This window comes from Flavobacterium johnsoniae UW101, from assembly GCF_000016645.1.
Classification (GTDB): Bacteria; Bacteroidota; Bacteroidia; order Flavobacteriales; family Flavobacteriaceae; genus Flavobacterium; species Flavobacterium johnsoniae.
On record NC_009441.1, the window covers coordinates 2,794,214 to 2,811,019 of the forward strand.

A 16,806-nucleotide genomic window follows, 5' to 3' on the forward strand; every position below is an offset into this window, starting at 1 on the left:
ACCGCAAAGAGCGCAATCCCGATAGCTATCGGGAACGCAAAGTTCGCAAAGTTTTTTACACAAAGCTTTGCGAACTTTGCGTTTGTATACAAAACCTCTTGAGAAAAAAACTTTGCGCTCTTTGCTGTAAAATATGCTCAAAGTAAAGCAGCTTGAAACAAAGAAAACCTGAAACTAAACTTATATAAAAAAAGAATGCCGACATCTCGAAGACGCCGGCATTATTTAACTAACCAAAACCAAAATAATAAATAACCAGTTTATTACATTACAAATGTCCGACATATATCAATCTTATGCTGTTAAGATCTTGTTATTACTTTGTTGGATATAAGTTAATGTTTAAAAATTGCAGTTGAAGTTTCTTTTGGATTGTACTTTTTAACCGCAAAGAACGCTAAGATTAGCGCAAAAGTTCGCAAAGTTTTTACATAAAGCTTAGCGTTCTTTGCGGTTAAAATTATGTTCAAAATAAGTTAACCTGAAACAAAAGATTATAAAAAAAGAATGCCGGCATCTCGAAGACGCCGGCATCATTTAACTAACCAAAACCAAAATAATAAATAACCAGTTTATTACATTACAAATGTCCGACATATATCAATCTTATGCTGTTAAGGTTTTGTTATTACTTTGTTGACCATAAGTTAAGATTTTTGGTTTTAGAAAAGATGGCGCATTTTTGACCCTGAAGTAATTCCAGAAAGAAGAATGCATGTCTGGTGTTCATGAAGTAAATGCTTTTAATGACCCTGGATTGGCAATTGCAGCCAGATAAAAAGATGCTAAGATTCTGAGATGCTAAGGGACTAAGTTTCAGAATTATTTAAATAATAAACCCGACAGGTTTTAAAAACCTGTCGGGTTTAATTTTATTGTCAGACTGAGCGAAGTCGAAGTCTTTTTAGGTAAAGAAAAACCTTTGTCCCTTTGAACCTTTAAGAAAAAACAACTGTCTTATTACTGTAAACCATTGTTTTTCTCTCAGAATGTAATTTTATAGCTCTTGCCAGAACGATACGTTCTAAGTCACGGCCTTTCATGATAAAATCTTCAACAGAGTGAATATGAGAAACTCTGGCAATATCCTGTTCAATAATTGGGCCTTCGTCTAATTCTTCGGTTACGTAGTGGCTTGTTGCCCCAATAATTTTTACTCCGCGTTTAAAAGCTGAGTGATAGGGCTTAGCACCCGGAAAAGCAGGTAAAAATGAATGGTGGATATTTATAATTCTATTTTCGTAAAGTTCAATCAATTTTGGCGTAATAATCTGCATATAGCGCGCCAAAACAATAAAGTTGATTTCATATCGCTTTAATAGTTCAATTTGTTTGGCTTCACCTTCTTCCTTATTGTCTTTTGTAAAAGGCACACAATGAAACGGAATGTCAAAACGTTCTGCAATCGATCTTAAATCATTATGATTACTTATGATAACCGGAATTTCTACATTTAATTCGCCCGCGCTGTATCTTCCTAAAATATCAAACAAGCAATGATCGTATTTAGAAACAAACAATGCCATTTTTGGTTTTTGTTCCTGATTGTACAAATCCCATGACATATTAAAATCAGCGGCGAGGGTTTTATCAAATTCTTCTTTTAAGCTTTCAATGGTAATTTTATGATTGGCGAATTCGCATTCCAATCGCATAAAAAATACATTTTGCTCCACATCAACGTGCTGGTCGATGTACATAATATTTCCTTCTACTCTCGCAATAAAAGTAGTCACTGCAGCAATAATACCTTTTTGGTCTTTACAGTGAATAAGAATGGTTATTTTTTGCATTTTTGGTTATTTTGGTTAGTGACAAAGTTGCAAAGATTCAGAGTTACAAAGGTTTCTCTGCCCCTTTGTAACTTTGTTCCTTTGTAACTTCAGAAAAAAACTATTTTCCGTCCTGCATTGCAAAAACGCTTTTTAATAAAGGCGTTGTTCTTGCACTGATATTGTTACGGATTTCTTTTTCTTCAACAGCAATCATTTTAAAAACACCAGATAAAGCCTGAGTTGTCGTATAATCAGTTAAATCTGGATTTACTTTTTTAACTAATGGAATTGTGTTGTATTTGTTAATGATTTTTGTCCAGACTACATCGGCACCTACTTTTTCAAAAGAACTTTTAATTACCGGATTAAATTTTCCGTATAAAGCAGTTGTGGTGCTTCCTTGTAAATAACTTGTTGCAGCGCTGTCGTTTCCTAATAAGATGTTCTTAGCATCTGTAAACGACATATTTTTTACAGCCGAAACAAATATTGGAGTTGCTTCTTTTACCGCATCTTCGGCAGCGCGGTTCAGCATTTTAATTCCTTCATCAGCAAGAGAACTCAAACCTACTTTACGTAAAGTGGCATCAACTTTTTGTAATTCTTCCGGCATTAAAATTTTTACAGCTTCATTTTTATAAAAGCCGTCTACAGCGGTTAATTTACTCACTTGTTCAGTAATTCCTTTATTAAGGGCTTCTTTTAGTCCAGAAGCAATGTCAACACCTCCAACTCCAGGAATCTGAGATGACAGCTGAGGTAATTGATTTAGAGTTTGTTGTACCTGCGCACAAGAAGTAAGTGAAAATGTTACGGCTAATAGTAAAATCTTTTTCATTAGTAGGGGATTTGTTTAAGTTTCAAAAATACTACTTATTCAAAAACAAAGCCACAATTTTATTTAAAGCGAACTAACATTTTGTTGTAAACTTAACATCACAAGTTTTAGCAGCTTAGAATTGCAGTTTCTTAACAACTTATCTAGGGCCAGGACATTCGAATAGTATAATCCCAGTACGATTTGCTTGAAATGTAATCAGGCTGTAACTGCATTATTGGTCTATTAGCAGCATCAAAATATCGAACACGAATAATTTTTTCTTTCGAATCATCTTTCATTTCGATATTTCCTTCGGCATCATCAATTAGTTTCTTTTTCTTTAAGTACAAAGCAGGTTTTTCGATTGTGAATTCTATTACGGCTTCTTCTTTTAGTTTTAGTTTACAGCCAATTAAATTTCCATTGCTGTCAAGAGATTCAATTTTTCTTAAATAATTATTTTCATAATAATAGATTTCAAAAGCAATGCTGCATACTCCTTTTTGAAGTTTGTTATCAGACAATCTAAAACGAAGTATTTGATTTTTTTGATTTGTAAATTCAATAGAGCCATTTCCCTGAGCATCCACATCGTTGCGCAAAACTCTCACAGGTTTTGAGAACTGTTTAATTCGATCAATATAAACTTGGTAATTTCCCGCAGATTGTGCAAATGAAGAAACGCACAGGAAAAGCCCGGCGAATAGAAAGAAAAAAGATTTCATTTATGAGATTGTTGTTTGGTTCAATAGATTTTTTATTTCTGCAGTAAATCTATTTCTTCTTCGGTTTTTTCAATGTAAACAGTTAGTTCACTGTATTTCCACTTTCCTCTTTTTTCTGCTGTAACAAACAAAGTTCCTTTTCCTTTTGGACCTTTGAGCGGAATTTCTAAATTGCAATTACCACTATTATTTGCCGTGCTGATATTGCCAGAAACCATTCCGTCAGTTTCAATTGGACTTCCTAGTTTTTCAATCACTAATTTATTGTTTTGAGCGGCAGCTATAGATTCTTTATAAGCATCAGAATCTTTCATCATTGAGGTAACGCCAAAAAATATTCCGGCAATGAAAAGGCCAAAAAGAGTAAGAAGACCTAAACATCCGGTTGGAACGAACCATTTCCAGTTTCTGTCCCACCAATTTTTTTGAGGCTGATGATCGTTTTGCATAGTTAAAAAGGCTTAGTTTAGAAAATTTTATAAGCCCGAAATATACAATTATTCTTCTTAATCTTAGAAGTTTAATTACCTGCTAAAAAAAGATTTTAATTATACTTTAAAAAATCATATCAGGATTATAGACTGGATTCTTTTGGTTTAAATCTTCAAGAATTGTCTGTGTATAATCTTTTCCGCCTTTTATTAAATAATACAAAGATTTCACGACATAGACTGGCCCTAATGGGAACATTTTCCAGCTGACGGTTAAATTTAAAAAGAAGTGTTTTAAGGCATATTTAAACGTATTTTCTTCGGGACGAACAAAATAAATATTAGAACGTTTAAATTTTTTAAAAAGTTTTGAAATAGTATTCGGAAAAACTACAAATCGTCCGCCCTGTTGTACTAATACGTTTATTTCAAACATTGTTAGACCTTCTGTATTATTGGTTTTCATGGCTAAAAATTTTTGCAAAGTTCTAAAAAAGTAAACCATTTTTTTGCTCCTAAAAGTTTTAAAAATAATAAATTAAGGTTAATTTTTAGGAGAAAAAAAATCGGAAACCCAACTAAATGAGTTTCCGATATATTCTGTGTTCTGAATAAATTAATTGACAGTAAGAGCAGTCTGCGGAGCTGACTCAGCATCTTTTTCATAAACATCCTGAAAGAAACCAATTTGACCGTTTTCATTTACCAAAGAGGTAAAATAAGTGATATAGATTGGCACTTTTTTAGAAAGTTTAAAACTGCTTTCTACTTTACCTTCCATAGCTTTATCAATTTTTGCCTGAGTCCATTCAGGATAATCTTTCAGCATGGCAACGGCTAATTCTTTGGCCATTTTTACGTTAATACAACCGTGGCTGAAAGTTCTTTTTTCGAAATCGAATAAAGTTTTAGAAGGCGTATCGTGCATGTAAATATCGTCTGAGTTTGGAAACATAAATTTAACCAAACCTAAAGAGTTATCAGGACCTGGTTTTTGTCGTACTTGTCCGTTTACCATTTCCATATTTTTTTCTGCAAGGTAATTTGGATCTGCAGCAATTTTAGATCTTAACTCATTTTGAACAATACTTTGAGGTACTGTCCAATACGGACTAAAAACGATTCTGTCAATCTGCCCGTTAAAAATGGTAGTTTTAGTTAAAGGAGAACCAACAAAAACGCTTGATGTTAATTCTATTTTTCCGTTTTTAACATAAATCAATTCATACGAAGGCACATTTACCAGAACATATTCGTCATTGTTGACTAATTCTGGAGAAATAGCGCGAATTCTTTCCATGTTAAGCATCAAAGTTTTTACTTTATCCGAAACTGGAATATTCATTTCTTTAATATGTTCTTCTGCTAAAATATAATTTGGTTTAAAACCGTTACGAACTTTGTATTTCATAACGCCGTCCATTAGTTCACGATCATAAAAATCGCTTTTAGAATCTTGTTTTAAATCGCCCAATAAATACAAACGGGTTCTAACCTGAGCGATAGTAGGTGAAACAGCATCAGGTCGCAAATCTTTATAAGGAGTTTCTGCAACAATAGGTTTCCATTTACTTGATTTTTCAAGTTTTTTGTATTGTTTTAAAACACCTTGCAGTTTGTAATATTGGTCATAAAGATTTCCATCATCTTCAACTTTTGCAGTAGCTTCTTCGATTGTGCTGTAATTTAAAAAATCTTTCAGCATGGCATCATAAGACAATTTTTTCTTGTCTGAATTGCTTTTTTTGGCGTATAGAACATACAAAGAGCTTAAAAGCATATCCGCATCAGTTTTAGAAATGTTATTTTCTGATGAAGAATCAAAAAGCTGGTCGATTTCTTTTTGGTATGGAATAACCAAATCGTTTGTTTTTTTTGCTTTTTCATACAATACAGAACCAAATTCGTTGATTTCATCTTCATCAAACCAAATAGTTCCCAGAGTTCTGTTTTTGTATAATGACATTACTTCAGATTTATACTTTTTTAAATCAGTATATTTTTTGAAGAATTCATTTGAAACGCTTTCTTTTACAGCATCATTATCTGAATTGTAAAAGATTGAGGTGTTAGATTTATGCTCTTTAGTATCGGTGCTTTCATATTTACTAAAAGATACGACGCTAAAACTTAGAGCTAAAATAATGCTTAGTGAATATAAAGTTTTCATTTTCATTTAAATTTTTACGTTACTACTTAGATTTCAAGTTTTGGGTAAAAATCTGGGGCCTTTTCTACATTGCTAAATTACTTTAGGAAGCGGCGAAACATGTTTATTGATTTTATTTAAATGTTGCGAAATTGCCATGTCTTTAAGCTTTCTTTAACTATATCAGCTAGTTAGCGAAATTGTTACCCTATAAGTCAACGAAATCGATATATTTTGGAAAACATAAATAGAGAAGTATAAACAAATATTAAAATATTTTGTAAATTGGTCGCTTAAAATTATCATATTCATAAAATGGAACAGCAAATACCATATATTCCTAAAAATAAAGTAAGAATTGTCACAGCGGCTTCGCTTTTTGACGGACATGATGCAGCCATTAATATCATGCGCCGTATCATTCAGTCAACCGGTGTAGAGGTAATACATTTGGGGCATGACCGAAGTGTAGAAGAAGTTGTAAATACCGCAATTCAGGAAGATGCCAATGCAATTGCCATGACTTCTTACCAAGGCGGACACAATGAATACTTTAAATATATGTATGATCTGCTTCGCGAAAAAGGAGTGGGACATATTAAAATCTTCGGGGGCGGGGGCGGAGTGATCCTGCCAAGCGAAATTGAAGAATTACACGAATATGGTATTACAAGAATTTATTCTCCAGACGACGGACGTTCTTTAGGACTTCAGGGAATGATTAATGATTTGGTACAGCGTGCTGATTTTCCTATTGGAGATAAACTAAACGGAGAAATCGATCATATCGAAAATAAAATCCCAACGGCAATTGCCCGTTTGATTTCTTCTGCAGAAAATTTCCCTGAAATTGCAAAACCAGTTTTTGATAAAATTCACGAAAGTAATGCAAGTTCTAAAATTCCGGTTTTGGGAATTACAGGAACAGGAGGAGCAGGAAAATCATCTTTGGTTGACGAATTGGTTCGCCGATTTTTAATTGATTTTCCAGAAAAAACAATCGGATTAGTTTCTGTCGATCCTTCTAAGAGAAAAACGGGAGGAGCACTTTTAGGAGACAGGATCCGTATGAATGCCATTAATAATCCTCGTGTGTATATGCGTTCGCTGGCGACACGTCAGTCAAATTTGGCTTTGTCTAAATATGTAGCCGAAGCGATTCAGGTTTTAAAAGCAGCAAAATACGATTTGATTATTCTGGAAACTTCGGGAATTGGTCAGTCTGATACCGAGATTATGGATCATTCTGATGTATCCTTATATGTAATGACACCAGAATTTGGAGCGGCAACACAATTGGAAAAAATCGACATGCTTGATTTTGCCGATTTAGTGGCTTTAAATAAATTTGATAAACGCGGCGCACTTGACGCTTTACGCGATGTAAAAAAACAATATCAAAGAAACCATAATCTTTGGGATAAAAATCCTGATGAAATGCCAGTTTTCGGAACGATTGCTTCACAGTTTAACGATCCTGGAATGAACACGCTTTATAAAGCGATTATGGATAAAGTGGTTGAAAAAACGGCTTCAGATTTGAAATCGACTTTTGAAATCACTAAAGAAATGAGCGAGAAAATCTTCGTGATTCCGCCGGGAAGAACACGTTATTTATCTGAAATTGCAGAGAATAACAGATCTTATGATGAAATCGCACTTTCGCAGCAAAAAGTCGCTCAAAAACTATACGGAATTTTCAAAACCATCGAATCGGTTTCTGGAAAAGTACCGCAGATTACAAAAGCAGGAATTGACGATTCTACAGTTTTACCAAGCGGAATCGCAGAGCACGACGAAAACAGAATCTTTTTAAATCTTTTACTAAATCAGTTTGATAAAGTAAAAATGGATTTAGATCCGTACAATTGGGAAATTATCCTGAATTGGGATGAAAAAGTAGCCAAATATAAAAATCCGGTTTACTCGTTTAAAGTTCGTGATAAAGAAATCAAGATTGCAACGCATTCTGAAAGTTTATCGCATTTACAGATTCCGAAAATTGCTTTGCCTAAATATGAAGGTTGGGGCGATATCTTGCGTTGGAATTTACAGGAAAATGTTCCTGGAGAATTTCCTTTTGCTTCTGGATTATATCCGTTTAAACGTGAAGGCGAAGATCCGTCGAGAATGTTTGCGGGCGAGGGCGGACCAGAAAGAACCAACAAACGTTTTCATTATGTAAGCGCAGGAATGCCTGCAAAACGTCTATCTACGGCTTTTGACAGCGTAACTTTGTACGGAAACGATCCAGATTTACGTCCAGATATTTACGGAAAAATCGGAAATGCAGGGGTTTCAATCTGCTGTTTAGATGATGCTAAAAAACTATATTCAGGTTTCGATTTGGTTCATGCTTTAACTTCGGTAAGTATGACGATTAATGGGCCTGCGCCAATGCTGTTGGGTTTCTTTATGAATGCCGCAATCGATCAGCAATGTGAGATTTACATCAAAGCAAATGATTTAGAAAAAGAAGTTGAAGCTAAAATCAACAAATTATATAAAGATAAAGGAATCGAAAGACCGAAATACCAAGGTGAACTTCCTGCCGGAAACAACGGTTTAGGATTAATGCTTTTGGGAGTTACGGGAGATCAGGTTTTACCTTTGGAAGTGTATAACGAAATAAAAGTAAAAACGTTAGCTCAAGTTCGTGGAACAGTTCAGGCTGATATTTTAAAAGAAGATCAGGCGCAGAATACTTGTATTTTTTCAACCGAATTTGCTTTGCGATTAATGGGCGACGTTCAGGAATATTTTATTACTAAAAACGTTCGTAATTTCTATTCGGTTTCGATTTCAGGATATCATATTGCCGAGGCGGGAGCAAATCCAATTACGCAATTGGCATTTACGCTTTCAAATGGTTTCACTTATGTGGAATATTATTTGAGCCGCGGCATGAACATCAACGATTTTGGTCCGAATTTATCATTCTTCTTCTCAAACGGAGTAGATCCAGAATATTCGGTTATTGGTCGTGTGGCACGTAAAATTTGGGCAAAAGCCATGAAAAATAAATACGGAGCCAACGAAAGAGCACAAATGCTGAAATATCATATCCAAACTTCTGGACGTTCATTACACGCGCAGGAAATTGATTTTAACGATATTAGAACGACTTTGCAGGCTTTGTATGCCATTTACGATAACTGTAATTCATTGCATACAAATGCTTACGACGAAGCGATTACAACGCCAACAGAAGAATCTGTGCGTCGTGCTATGGCAATTCAGTTGATTATTAATAAAGAATTAGGTTTAGCGAAAAACGAAAACCCAATTCAAGGTTCGTTCATCATCGAAGAATTAACCGATTTAGTTGAAGCTGCAGTTCTTCAGGAATTCGACAGAATTACAGAACGTGGCGGTGTTCTTGGCGCAATGGAAACCATGTACCAACGTTCTAAAATTCAGGAAGAAAGCTTGTATTACGAAACCTTAAAACACAACGGCGATTTCCCAATTGTGGGTGTAAATACGTTCCTGAGTTCAAAAGGTTCGCCAACCGTAATTCCAGCTGAGGTTATTCGTGCTACAGAAGAAGAAAAACAGTATCAAATTACGATGCTGGATAACTTGCATAATTTCCACGAAGCAAAAGTAAACGAGCATTTAAATACGTTACAGCAAGCCGCTATTAAAAATGAAAACTTATTCGACCATTTAATGGAAGCAACAAAGGTTTGTTCTTTAGGTCAGATTACTTCGGCTTTGTTTGAAGTGGGAGGGCAGTATAGAAGGAATATGTAGAATTTACTTTTTATAGATTTAAGAAACCTCTCAAGATTTTTTGGGAGGTTTTTTTGTTTTTATTTTATTGTTTACGGTTTACCGTAATTTTTTCAGGAAGGTTTTTTATATGTTTGCTCAATATCAGTTTCTTAATATTTAGGCAAAACAAAGATTATGCTTTAAATGAAAAAAGAATATTTTAAAATGAAATCAAATATGGGCCAGAAGGTCAGAATGTTACGTTTTACTCGGTAATACCTTCTAAGATATACGTTAGTCGGGAAAGAAAATACCAATTTCCAAATTTCCCTTTAAATAAATAGAGAGAAGTAAAGAAATGGTTGCTAACAGTGTTAAAGCTGTTTGCTTCTTGAGGTTGAATCTGAAGAATCTATTTCTAAGCATTTTAATGATGTTTAAGTGATTTATTACAAAGATAACAATTTCGATACCTGAAGAGAGTAGTGTTGAAATAGCATTTTATGTGAAAGCTTCGAAAGGCATGTGCATTCTAAACCTGCTACTATTAATCTGGCCCTCCTTTTTTATATGGAAATAGAAGAATGGTTTAAATTAAAACGTTATCCTCATATTGGAGAACCAATAACACAAAAAGATTATAAATGGATTAAGAGGTATGTGCAAGATGAAAACTGCATTAAAAAGCATAGTTTTTTACCCTTAGTACATAAATGTATTGTTCAAAGAAAATATCGTGCTGATTTATCTACAAATACCAGAAATCCTAGTGGAAAAAGAAGACGAATTATAGGAACTCCTAAAATCAGAAACATTTATTATTCATCTCATTTAGATTCTTTGATATTTTCATATTACAATTATCTACTAAGTGAAAATTATAAAGAATTGATGAAATTAAAAAATTTCAATAATTCAATCGTAGCTTATCGCAAAATTCCCCTTTTTGAGGGTTCAGAGAAAAACAAATGTAATATTGATTTTGCGAAAGATACTTTTGAATATATTGAAAAGAATAAAGAGAAAAAACTCAGTGTAATTGTTGCAGATGTAACATCTTTTTTTGATAATTTAAACCATAAAATATTAAAAAAACAGTGGAGTAGACTACTAAATGAGAAAACCTTGCCAGACTGCCATTTTAATGTATTTAAAGCACTTACAAACCTACGATACGTAGAATCAGATCAATTATTTAATAGTTATTTTGGAACTATGATTGTGGAAAAAGGTATTCCTAATTCAGATAAAAAAGAATACAAAAGAATAAAAATTAATTCTAATAAATATTTCAAAGAAAAAAATGCTGTTGCTTATTGTAGTAAAAGTGATTTTTTAAAGAATAATTTAAATCTTATTATCTCTGCCAATAGTACTAAAGGAATACCTCAAGGTAGTCCAATAAGCGCAACATTAGCGAATGTTTATATGATGGATTTTGATCAGGAGGTATATGATAAGATTGTATCGAACAAAGGTTTTTATCAAAGATACAGCGATGATTTAATTATTATTTGCGAACAAGAATTTGAAGATGATATAATTAAGTTTGTTAGAGACAGAATTCAGAATTTAGTAAAATTAGAAATTAGTGAAAGTAAAACTAAGGTTTACAGATTTGAAGAATTAAATGGAAAATTTTTAGGCTTTGAAATAGATGAAAAAACAAAAGAACCTAATTTTAATAAAACTTTAGAGTATTTAGGTTTTGAATATAATGGGCAAAAAATTTTAGTTAAAACTTCGGGTTTCTCTAAGTTTTATAGATCAATGAAAAGATCTTTTAAAAAATCTACATCTTTGGCAATTAACAGTAAAAATCCAGATAGAGACATTTTCAAATCTAGATTATATAAAAGATTTACATATAAAGGGGCAAGAAGAAAATTAATTTTTCGCCCATCAAAAGATAATCCAAGATTGTACTTGAAAACAAAAGAATATTATTGGGGAAATTATTTAAGTTATCTTTATAAAGCAAATGATAGCATGAAATCAATAAATAGATCTGATGCCATAAAAAGACAAAGTAAAAAAATTTGGAAAAGTTTTCATAGATTGATGAGATATCATGAAAGTCGATTATGATATTTTCTTTGTTTCCCCGCTAGCGCGAGCGTCTCGCTCGTGAACACAAAGAAATGCACGAGCGAGACGCTCGCGCCAGCAAAAAAATAAAATTCTATAAAGTTTGTCATTTCGACGTAAGGAGAAATCTCTACGCGCTGAGCACGCACTGTTGTCGAGTTTCTTGCGAAGATTTCTCCTTCGTCGAAATGACAAGATTGCGGTTAATATTGAAGAAGTTCCAAAGGAACAAAGCATATTGTAGGGATGGATTTTAATCCGTCCAAGACAAAGAAATTCCGTAACCAAAATCCATTATCATAAGCAAAACAAAAATCCAATTATCAGATATAACCCGTGGTTTCAACCACGGGTACACAATACGAGCAAGACAATATTACGTTCCCGTGGTTGAAACCACGGGCTATGTTTATATCGTTTTGAAATAACAAAAAAGAAAATCATTCCCCGGCAATCTCGCCAACATATCCCAAAAACTCCATTTCGTCTAAAGGAAATAGTTGCAGAACAGTTTCTAAAATAAGGCTTACGTTTATAGATTGGTTTTTCTTTTCGGGAACGTTGTGCATATCATGATCGAGTGCGAGAATGCAGAGTTTTAGCAAATCGGTTATAATACAGCCGAGTTCAAAATGGTTTTGAATTTTAATTTGAGCGAAATATTCGTTTGAGTTGTCAGTTCTGGGTTTTAGGGTTTTGAAATAAAGAGTAGTTAATCGTTTTAGGTTTTTTACAATTTCAGGTTCATTTGTTTCCATAAGGCGTATATTTATTTTGTTTGATAATTAGTTTACGATTTGGCTTTTATAAATTATTATAAGAAAAATTGTACTTTTGTTTTGATTCGGCGAAGGAAGAAATAGATTTTTATGTGTCCTATCAATTTTTTGTGTTTACTACACGATTAAATATGTTTTTTACATCTCGCAGATTCTTACACTAAATTATTATCTTTGAATTATGAGCACACTAACAAAACCAAATCATATAGGGCGAAAAATAAGCCGTATTCGTGAACTTCGTGATATGAAGCAGGAAGCTTTGGCGCAGGCTTTAGGAACAAATCAACAGGCGATTTCTATTTTAGAAAATAGTGAAACGATTGATGAAGATAAACTTATTGCAATTGCAAAAGCATTGGGTGTAACAGCAGAAGCAATTAAAAACTTTTCAGAAGAAGGTGTGATTAATTATTTTAATACGTTTAACGATTCAGATAATAATTTTAATAGTTATAATACTTGTACTTTCAATCCATTGGATAAACTAGTAGAATCTTTTGAGGAAAATAAAAAGCTTTACGAGCGTTTGCTTCAGTCAGAAAAAGATAAAATAGAATATTTAGAAAAATTGCTAAAAGAGAAATAATTAGTATTTTTAAAATATAGAAAACCTCTCAGAAATGAGAGGTTTTTATTTTTGATAGAGAGTTAAAGAATAAAATTCTATACAGTTTGTCATTTCGACGAAGGAGAAATCTTCGCAAGTAACTCCGCAGCGAAGAGTTCAATCTTTGTCGAGCTTCTTACGGAGATTTCTCCTTCGTCGAAATGACAATATTGGGGGTTATACAGTTCTAAGGAAGTTCCGAAGAAACGATGCATATTGTAGAGATGGATTTTAATCCATCATAAATAAAAAAAAGCAGCTCCATCTTATAGAGCTGCTTTTCTAATTTTTTTGTGGGGCAAAAAAAGTGGTTAACGACGAAATCCTGGACTATGGTTTACAGTTTCGTCTAATTTTACAGTTTTTGCCTTTTTAGCAGCAACTTTAATCTCGTGTTTCGCAACTTTGTCGTTTGCTGTTACTTCAAGTACATAAGTTCCGGCAGGAAAACCTTCCAGGCTTATTGTTTTTGAAACTTCTAATTTGTTTGCTGCAGATTCTCCCGCATAAAGTAAATTGTGGTTTTCGTCGTAGATCGAAAAAGATGATTTTTCAACTGTGTCTAAAGTAAAGCTGACTACTTTTCCGTTTCCAGTTTGAATGTGTAAAATGTAATCGCCTTTTCCATCAATGGCGTAAGTAAATACTGTTGCTAAAAAAAAGGCAGCAACTAAACCTGTCTTGGTAAATTTTGTCATGTTTTTTTTAAATTATTATTTTTATTACTTAATGTGGAACGGTCAAAACTACAAATAGAATTTTAATTTTTTATCAAAAAACCTGTCTTTTTTGAGGTTTAAAATGCTGAATTAAAACCTTTTCTGTGTTTTGTCTACGCTATGTACGTAAATACGGGACTTGCGGTTTTATCTTTTTTAAAATTATTTTTTAACAAAAAAAAGCGGCTTTAATAATTATTAAGAATAATTTTTCAAAAAAGTTAAAGAGAGTTTTTTTCTTCGGTTAAAAGCATAAAAAAACAGCTCAATAACCACAAAGAGCTGTTTTTAAAACAATCACAGTTTTAACTTTACTAACTATCTAACCTTATTTATACTTTATGAGAAGTATAACTTTTTTAGCGCACTGCTACGCTTGTATTTTTAGCAGCATATCCTGCTTTATAAACTGTCGAAATAGCTTTTGCAGATAAAACTGTAGCCTCATCTGTAATTTTAATTTCGTGTCTAACTTTTTTTACATTGTCTTCTGCTTCTAAAAAGTAAGTTCCTTCCGGAAATTCTTCTAAGCTGAAGGTTCTTAATATTCCATCTTTACCTGAAGCAGTTTCAGAATAAATTAGAGATCCGTCTTTGTCGTAAATTGCAAGGTTTGCTTTTTGTACTCTGTTAAGAGCAAATGTTATAAGCTTTCCGTTTGCTTTTATTACATGAAGATTAAAATCTTCGTTCCCATCAATTGCATACGTACTTCCTGTAAAAAGTACAGCACATACTAAACTCAATTTTAAAATCTTTTTCATAGTTCTTAGTTTTTAAATTATTAGTTTAATTCTCTGATGTAAAATTACTTAAGGACTACAAAAAAAGTATCTGCTCTATTTTCCAATTTCGATGCTGTATTCTCATTTACGAAACCGTTATAGGTTAAAATTTGAATTATATTTATCGTTTTGGTTAATTCGGTTATTATTTTTCAACGTTTTTGCAAAAATGTAAATTTACCTTTATCTTACAATTTCGTAATATTTGATGCAAAAAACAGGTCGTTGTATTAATTGATTTTTACCGAAAAGTAAAGCACAAAAAAAACAGCTCAATAACCACAAAGAGCTGTTTCTAAAACTTTCGTTTTTAAACTTTACTAACTATCTAACCTCATTTTTATACTGTATGCGAGTATAAATTTTTACAACGCATGAGTGCGTTTATATTGTTTGCAGAAATCTGCTTATTAAAGTGCTTTTGAAGACAAAACAGAAGTTTCGTTTGTAATTTTAATTTCGTGTCTTGCTTTTTTATTGTTGTCTTCGATTTCAAGGAAATAAGTTCCTTCTGGAAATTCTTCTAAACTGAATGTTCTTAAAATACCTTCTTTTCCAGAAGCATTTTCAGAATAAATTAAACTTCCATTTTTGTCATATATGCTAATGCTTGCTTTTTGAACCTGGTTTAAAGCAAAAGTGATCATTTTACCATTTGCTTTCATAACGTGCATATTAAAAACGTTACCTCCGTCTATTGCATAAGTACTTAATCCTGATAAAAGTACAGCACATACTAAACTCAATTTTAAATTCTTTTTCATACTATTTTATTTTAATGTTTTTATCTCTAATTCTCTGATGTAAAATTACTTTAGATATATATGTTTTTTATCAACTCTATTTTCCAATTTCGATGCTGTATTCTCATTTACGAAACCGTTATAGGTTAAAATTTGAATTATCTTTATCGTTTTCGTTAATTCAGTTGTTATTTTTCAAGGTTTTTGCTTTTTCCGGAAAGGTAAAGAGGCAGAGGTTCAAAGAGAAAAAGAGACAGAGGATTGAAAAGGAATTTAGGTATTAAATAAACTTTGATTAAAGTTCATTTTTGAAGTTATTATGCGTGTTTTTGTCATTTCGATCCCGAGGCTTCGGAAGAGAAATCTCCACGAGAAACTCGACAAAGATTAGAATTTCGTTACGGAGTTACTTGCGAAGATTTCTCCTTACGTCGAAATGACAATGATTGTTGAGACTGCGTGAAATTAAAACTACTATAATATATAGGTATGAAATAAGATTAAATACAAAATTTAGAAAAGTTTAGAGCAAAAAAAAACAGCCCAATAACCACAAAGAGCTGTTTTAAAACTTACGTTTTTAACTTTACTAACTATCTAACCTTAGTTTTATACTTATGAGAAGTATAACTTGTTTAGCGTACTGCTACGCTTGTATTTTTTTCAGTTGTTTTGTAAACTGATGATATTGCTTTTGAAGATAAAGTTGTAACTTCATTATTTACGTTGATTTCGTATCTTACTTTTTTAGCGTTGTCTTCAACTTCTAAAAAGTAAACTCCATCAGGAAAATCCTGTAAGTTGAAAGTTCTTAAAATTCCATCTTTACCTGAAGCAATTTCAGAATAGAATAATGTACCTTCTTTATCGTATATAGCCAATTTTGCTCTTTGTACTTGATTAAGACCAAAAGTGATATTTTTTCCGTTTTTTAATACATGAAGATTAAAGTCCTCATTTCCATCAATCGCATAAGTACTGAAACCTGATAAAAGCACCGCACATACTAAACTTAATTTTACAATCTTTTTCATAGTATTTGTTTTTTAAATTATATCTCTAATTCTCTGATGTAAAATTACTATGACTGTATTGTTTTTATATCAACTCTATTTTCCAATTTATGTGCTATATTCTCATTTACGAAACCGTTATAGGTTAAAATTTGATTTTTTTTAGGTGTTTTTGTTAATTCAGCTATTATTTTTCAAATATTTTTAAATGTTAAGATTTTTTAAAACTTCCAATATTCTTACAGAAATAATAAATGTCTATAAAAAAGGTCGATTTAATACGATATATTAAAAAAATCAGGAAAAAAAATATTGGTCGTTTAAAAAACGGGCATTTTGCGATTGATTAAAGTTTGGCTTTTTGCTTATTTTGATGAAAAATTCTCATTTGCGAAACCGTTGTAGGTTAATTTTTAAATTATATTAGGTATTTTTGTTAAATTTGCTATTAT

The 16,806-nt window shown here is 32.3% G+C and carries 14 protein-coding genes; 3 read left to right on the forward strand and 11 right to left on the reverse strand.

All coding sequences use genetic code 11. The features are described 5' to 3' along the window. Positions 1–938 precede the first annotated feature (938 nt). The 6 genes from purU to FJOH_RS12120 all read right to left on the reverse strand — a co-directional run bounded on the left by purU (position 939) and on the right by FJOH_RS12120 (position 5,921). Positions 939–1,793 (reverse strand): formyltetrahydrofolate deformylase, encoded by an 855-nt coding sequence (gene purU, locus FJOH_RS12095; RefSeq protein WP_012024392.1) that lies wholly within the window; start codon positions 1,791–1,793, stop codon positions 939–941. Positions 1,794–1,893: 100 nt separating this feature from the next. Continuing rightward, entirely contained in the window at positions 1,894–2,613 is a 720-nt protein-coding gene (locus FJOH_RS12100; RefSeq protein WP_012024393.1) for a DUF4197 domain-containing protein, read from the reverse strand. Positions 2,614–2,756: 143 nt separating this feature from the next. After that, complete coding sequence (locus FJOH_RS12105) at positions 2,757–3,320, reverse strand: hypothetical protein (protein WP_012024394.1); 564 nt, start codon at positions 3,318–3,320, stop codon at positions 2,757–2,759. Between the two features lie 32 nt (positions 3,321–3,352). After that, positions 3,353–3,769: a cytochrome c oxidase assembly factor Coa1 family protein gene (locus tag FJOH_RS12110; protein ID WP_012024395.1), complete on the reverse strand. Its 417-nt coding sequence runs from the start codon at positions 3,767–3,769 to the stop codon at positions 3,353–3,355. A 106-nt stretch (positions 3,770–3,875) separates the two neighbouring features. Further along, positions 3,876–4,217: a hypothetical protein gene (locus FJOH_RS12115; protein WP_044048298.1), complete on the reverse strand. Its 342-nt coding sequence runs from the start codon at positions 4,215–4,217 to the stop codon at positions 3,876–3,878. Between the two features lie 150 nt (positions 4,218–4,367). Continuing rightward, positions 4,368–5,921: a L,D-transpeptidase family protein gene (locus tag FJOH_RS12120; protein WP_044048299.1), complete on the reverse strand. Its 1,554-nt coding sequence runs from the start codon at positions 5,919–5,921 to the stop codon at positions 4,368–4,370. A 294-nt stretch (positions 5,922–6,215) separates the two neighbouring features. On the opposite strand from FJOH_RS12120, the gene FJOH_RS12125 reads away from it, so the two are divergent. Together FJOH_RS12125 and FJOH_RS12130 are read left to right on the forward strand one after the other, a co-directional pair. Beyond that, entirely contained in the window at positions 6,216–9,656 is a 3,441-nt protein-coding gene (locus tag FJOH_RS12125; protein WP_012024398.1) for a methylmalonyl-CoA mutase family protein, read from the forward strand. A gap of 531 nt (positions 9,657–10,187) precedes the next feature. Continuing rightward, complete coding sequence (locus tag FJOH_RS12130; RefSeq protein WP_012024399.1) at positions 10,188–11,705, forward strand: reverse transcriptase/maturase family protein; 1,518 nt, start codon at positions 10,188–10,190, stop codon at positions 11,703–11,705. A gap of 440 nt (positions 11,706–12,145) precedes the next feature. Here FJOH_RS12130 and FJOH_RS12135 read toward each other — a convergent pair whose 3' ends face one another. Next, entirely contained in the window at positions 12,146–12,463 is a 318-nt protein-coding gene (locus FJOH_RS12135) for a hypothetical protein (protein WP_012024400.1), read from the reverse strand. A gap of 202 nt (positions 12,464–12,665) precedes the next feature. On the opposite strand from FJOH_RS12135, the gene FJOH_RS12140 reads away from it, so the two are divergent. Next, positions 12,666–13,073 (forward strand): helix-turn-helix domain-containing protein, encoded by a 408-nt coding sequence (locus tag FJOH_RS12140; protein WP_012024401.1) that lies wholly within the window; start codon positions 12,666–12,668, stop codon positions 13,071–13,073. Between the two features lie 332 nt (positions 13,074–13,405). On the opposite strand, the gene FJOH_RS12145 is transcribed toward FJOH_RS12140, so the two are convergent. The 4 genes from FJOH_RS12145 to FJOH_RS12160 all read right to left on the reverse strand — a co-directional run bounded on the left by FJOH_RS12145 (position 13,406) and on the right by FJOH_RS12160 (position 16,375). After that, positions 13,406–13,792 carry a hypothetical protein gene (locus FJOH_RS12145; protein WP_012024402.1) on the reverse strand — a complete coding sequence of 129 codons (387 nt, stop codon included), beginning with the start codon at positions 13,790–13,792 and terminating at the stop codon, positions 13,406–13,408. Positions 13,793–14,172: 380 nt separating this feature from the next. Further along, a complete protein-coding gene (locus FJOH_RS12150; RefSeq protein ID WP_012024403.1) occupies positions 14,173–14,577 on the reverse strand; it encodes a secretion protein in 405 nt (134 codons plus the stop codon). A gap of 431 nt (positions 14,578–15,008) precedes the next feature. Beyond that, complete coding sequence (locus FJOH_RS12155; RefSeq protein WP_012024404.1) at positions 15,009–15,362, reverse strand: T9SS type A sorting domain-containing protein; 354 nt, start codon at positions 15,360–15,362, stop codon at positions 15,009–15,011. 614 nt (positions 15,363–15,976) lie between these two features. Then, entirely contained in the window at positions 15,977–16,375 is a 399-nt protein-coding gene (locus FJOH_RS12160) for a T9SS type A sorting domain-containing protein (protein WP_012024405.1), read from the reverse strand. Positions 16,376–16,806: the final 431 nt, after the last annotated feature.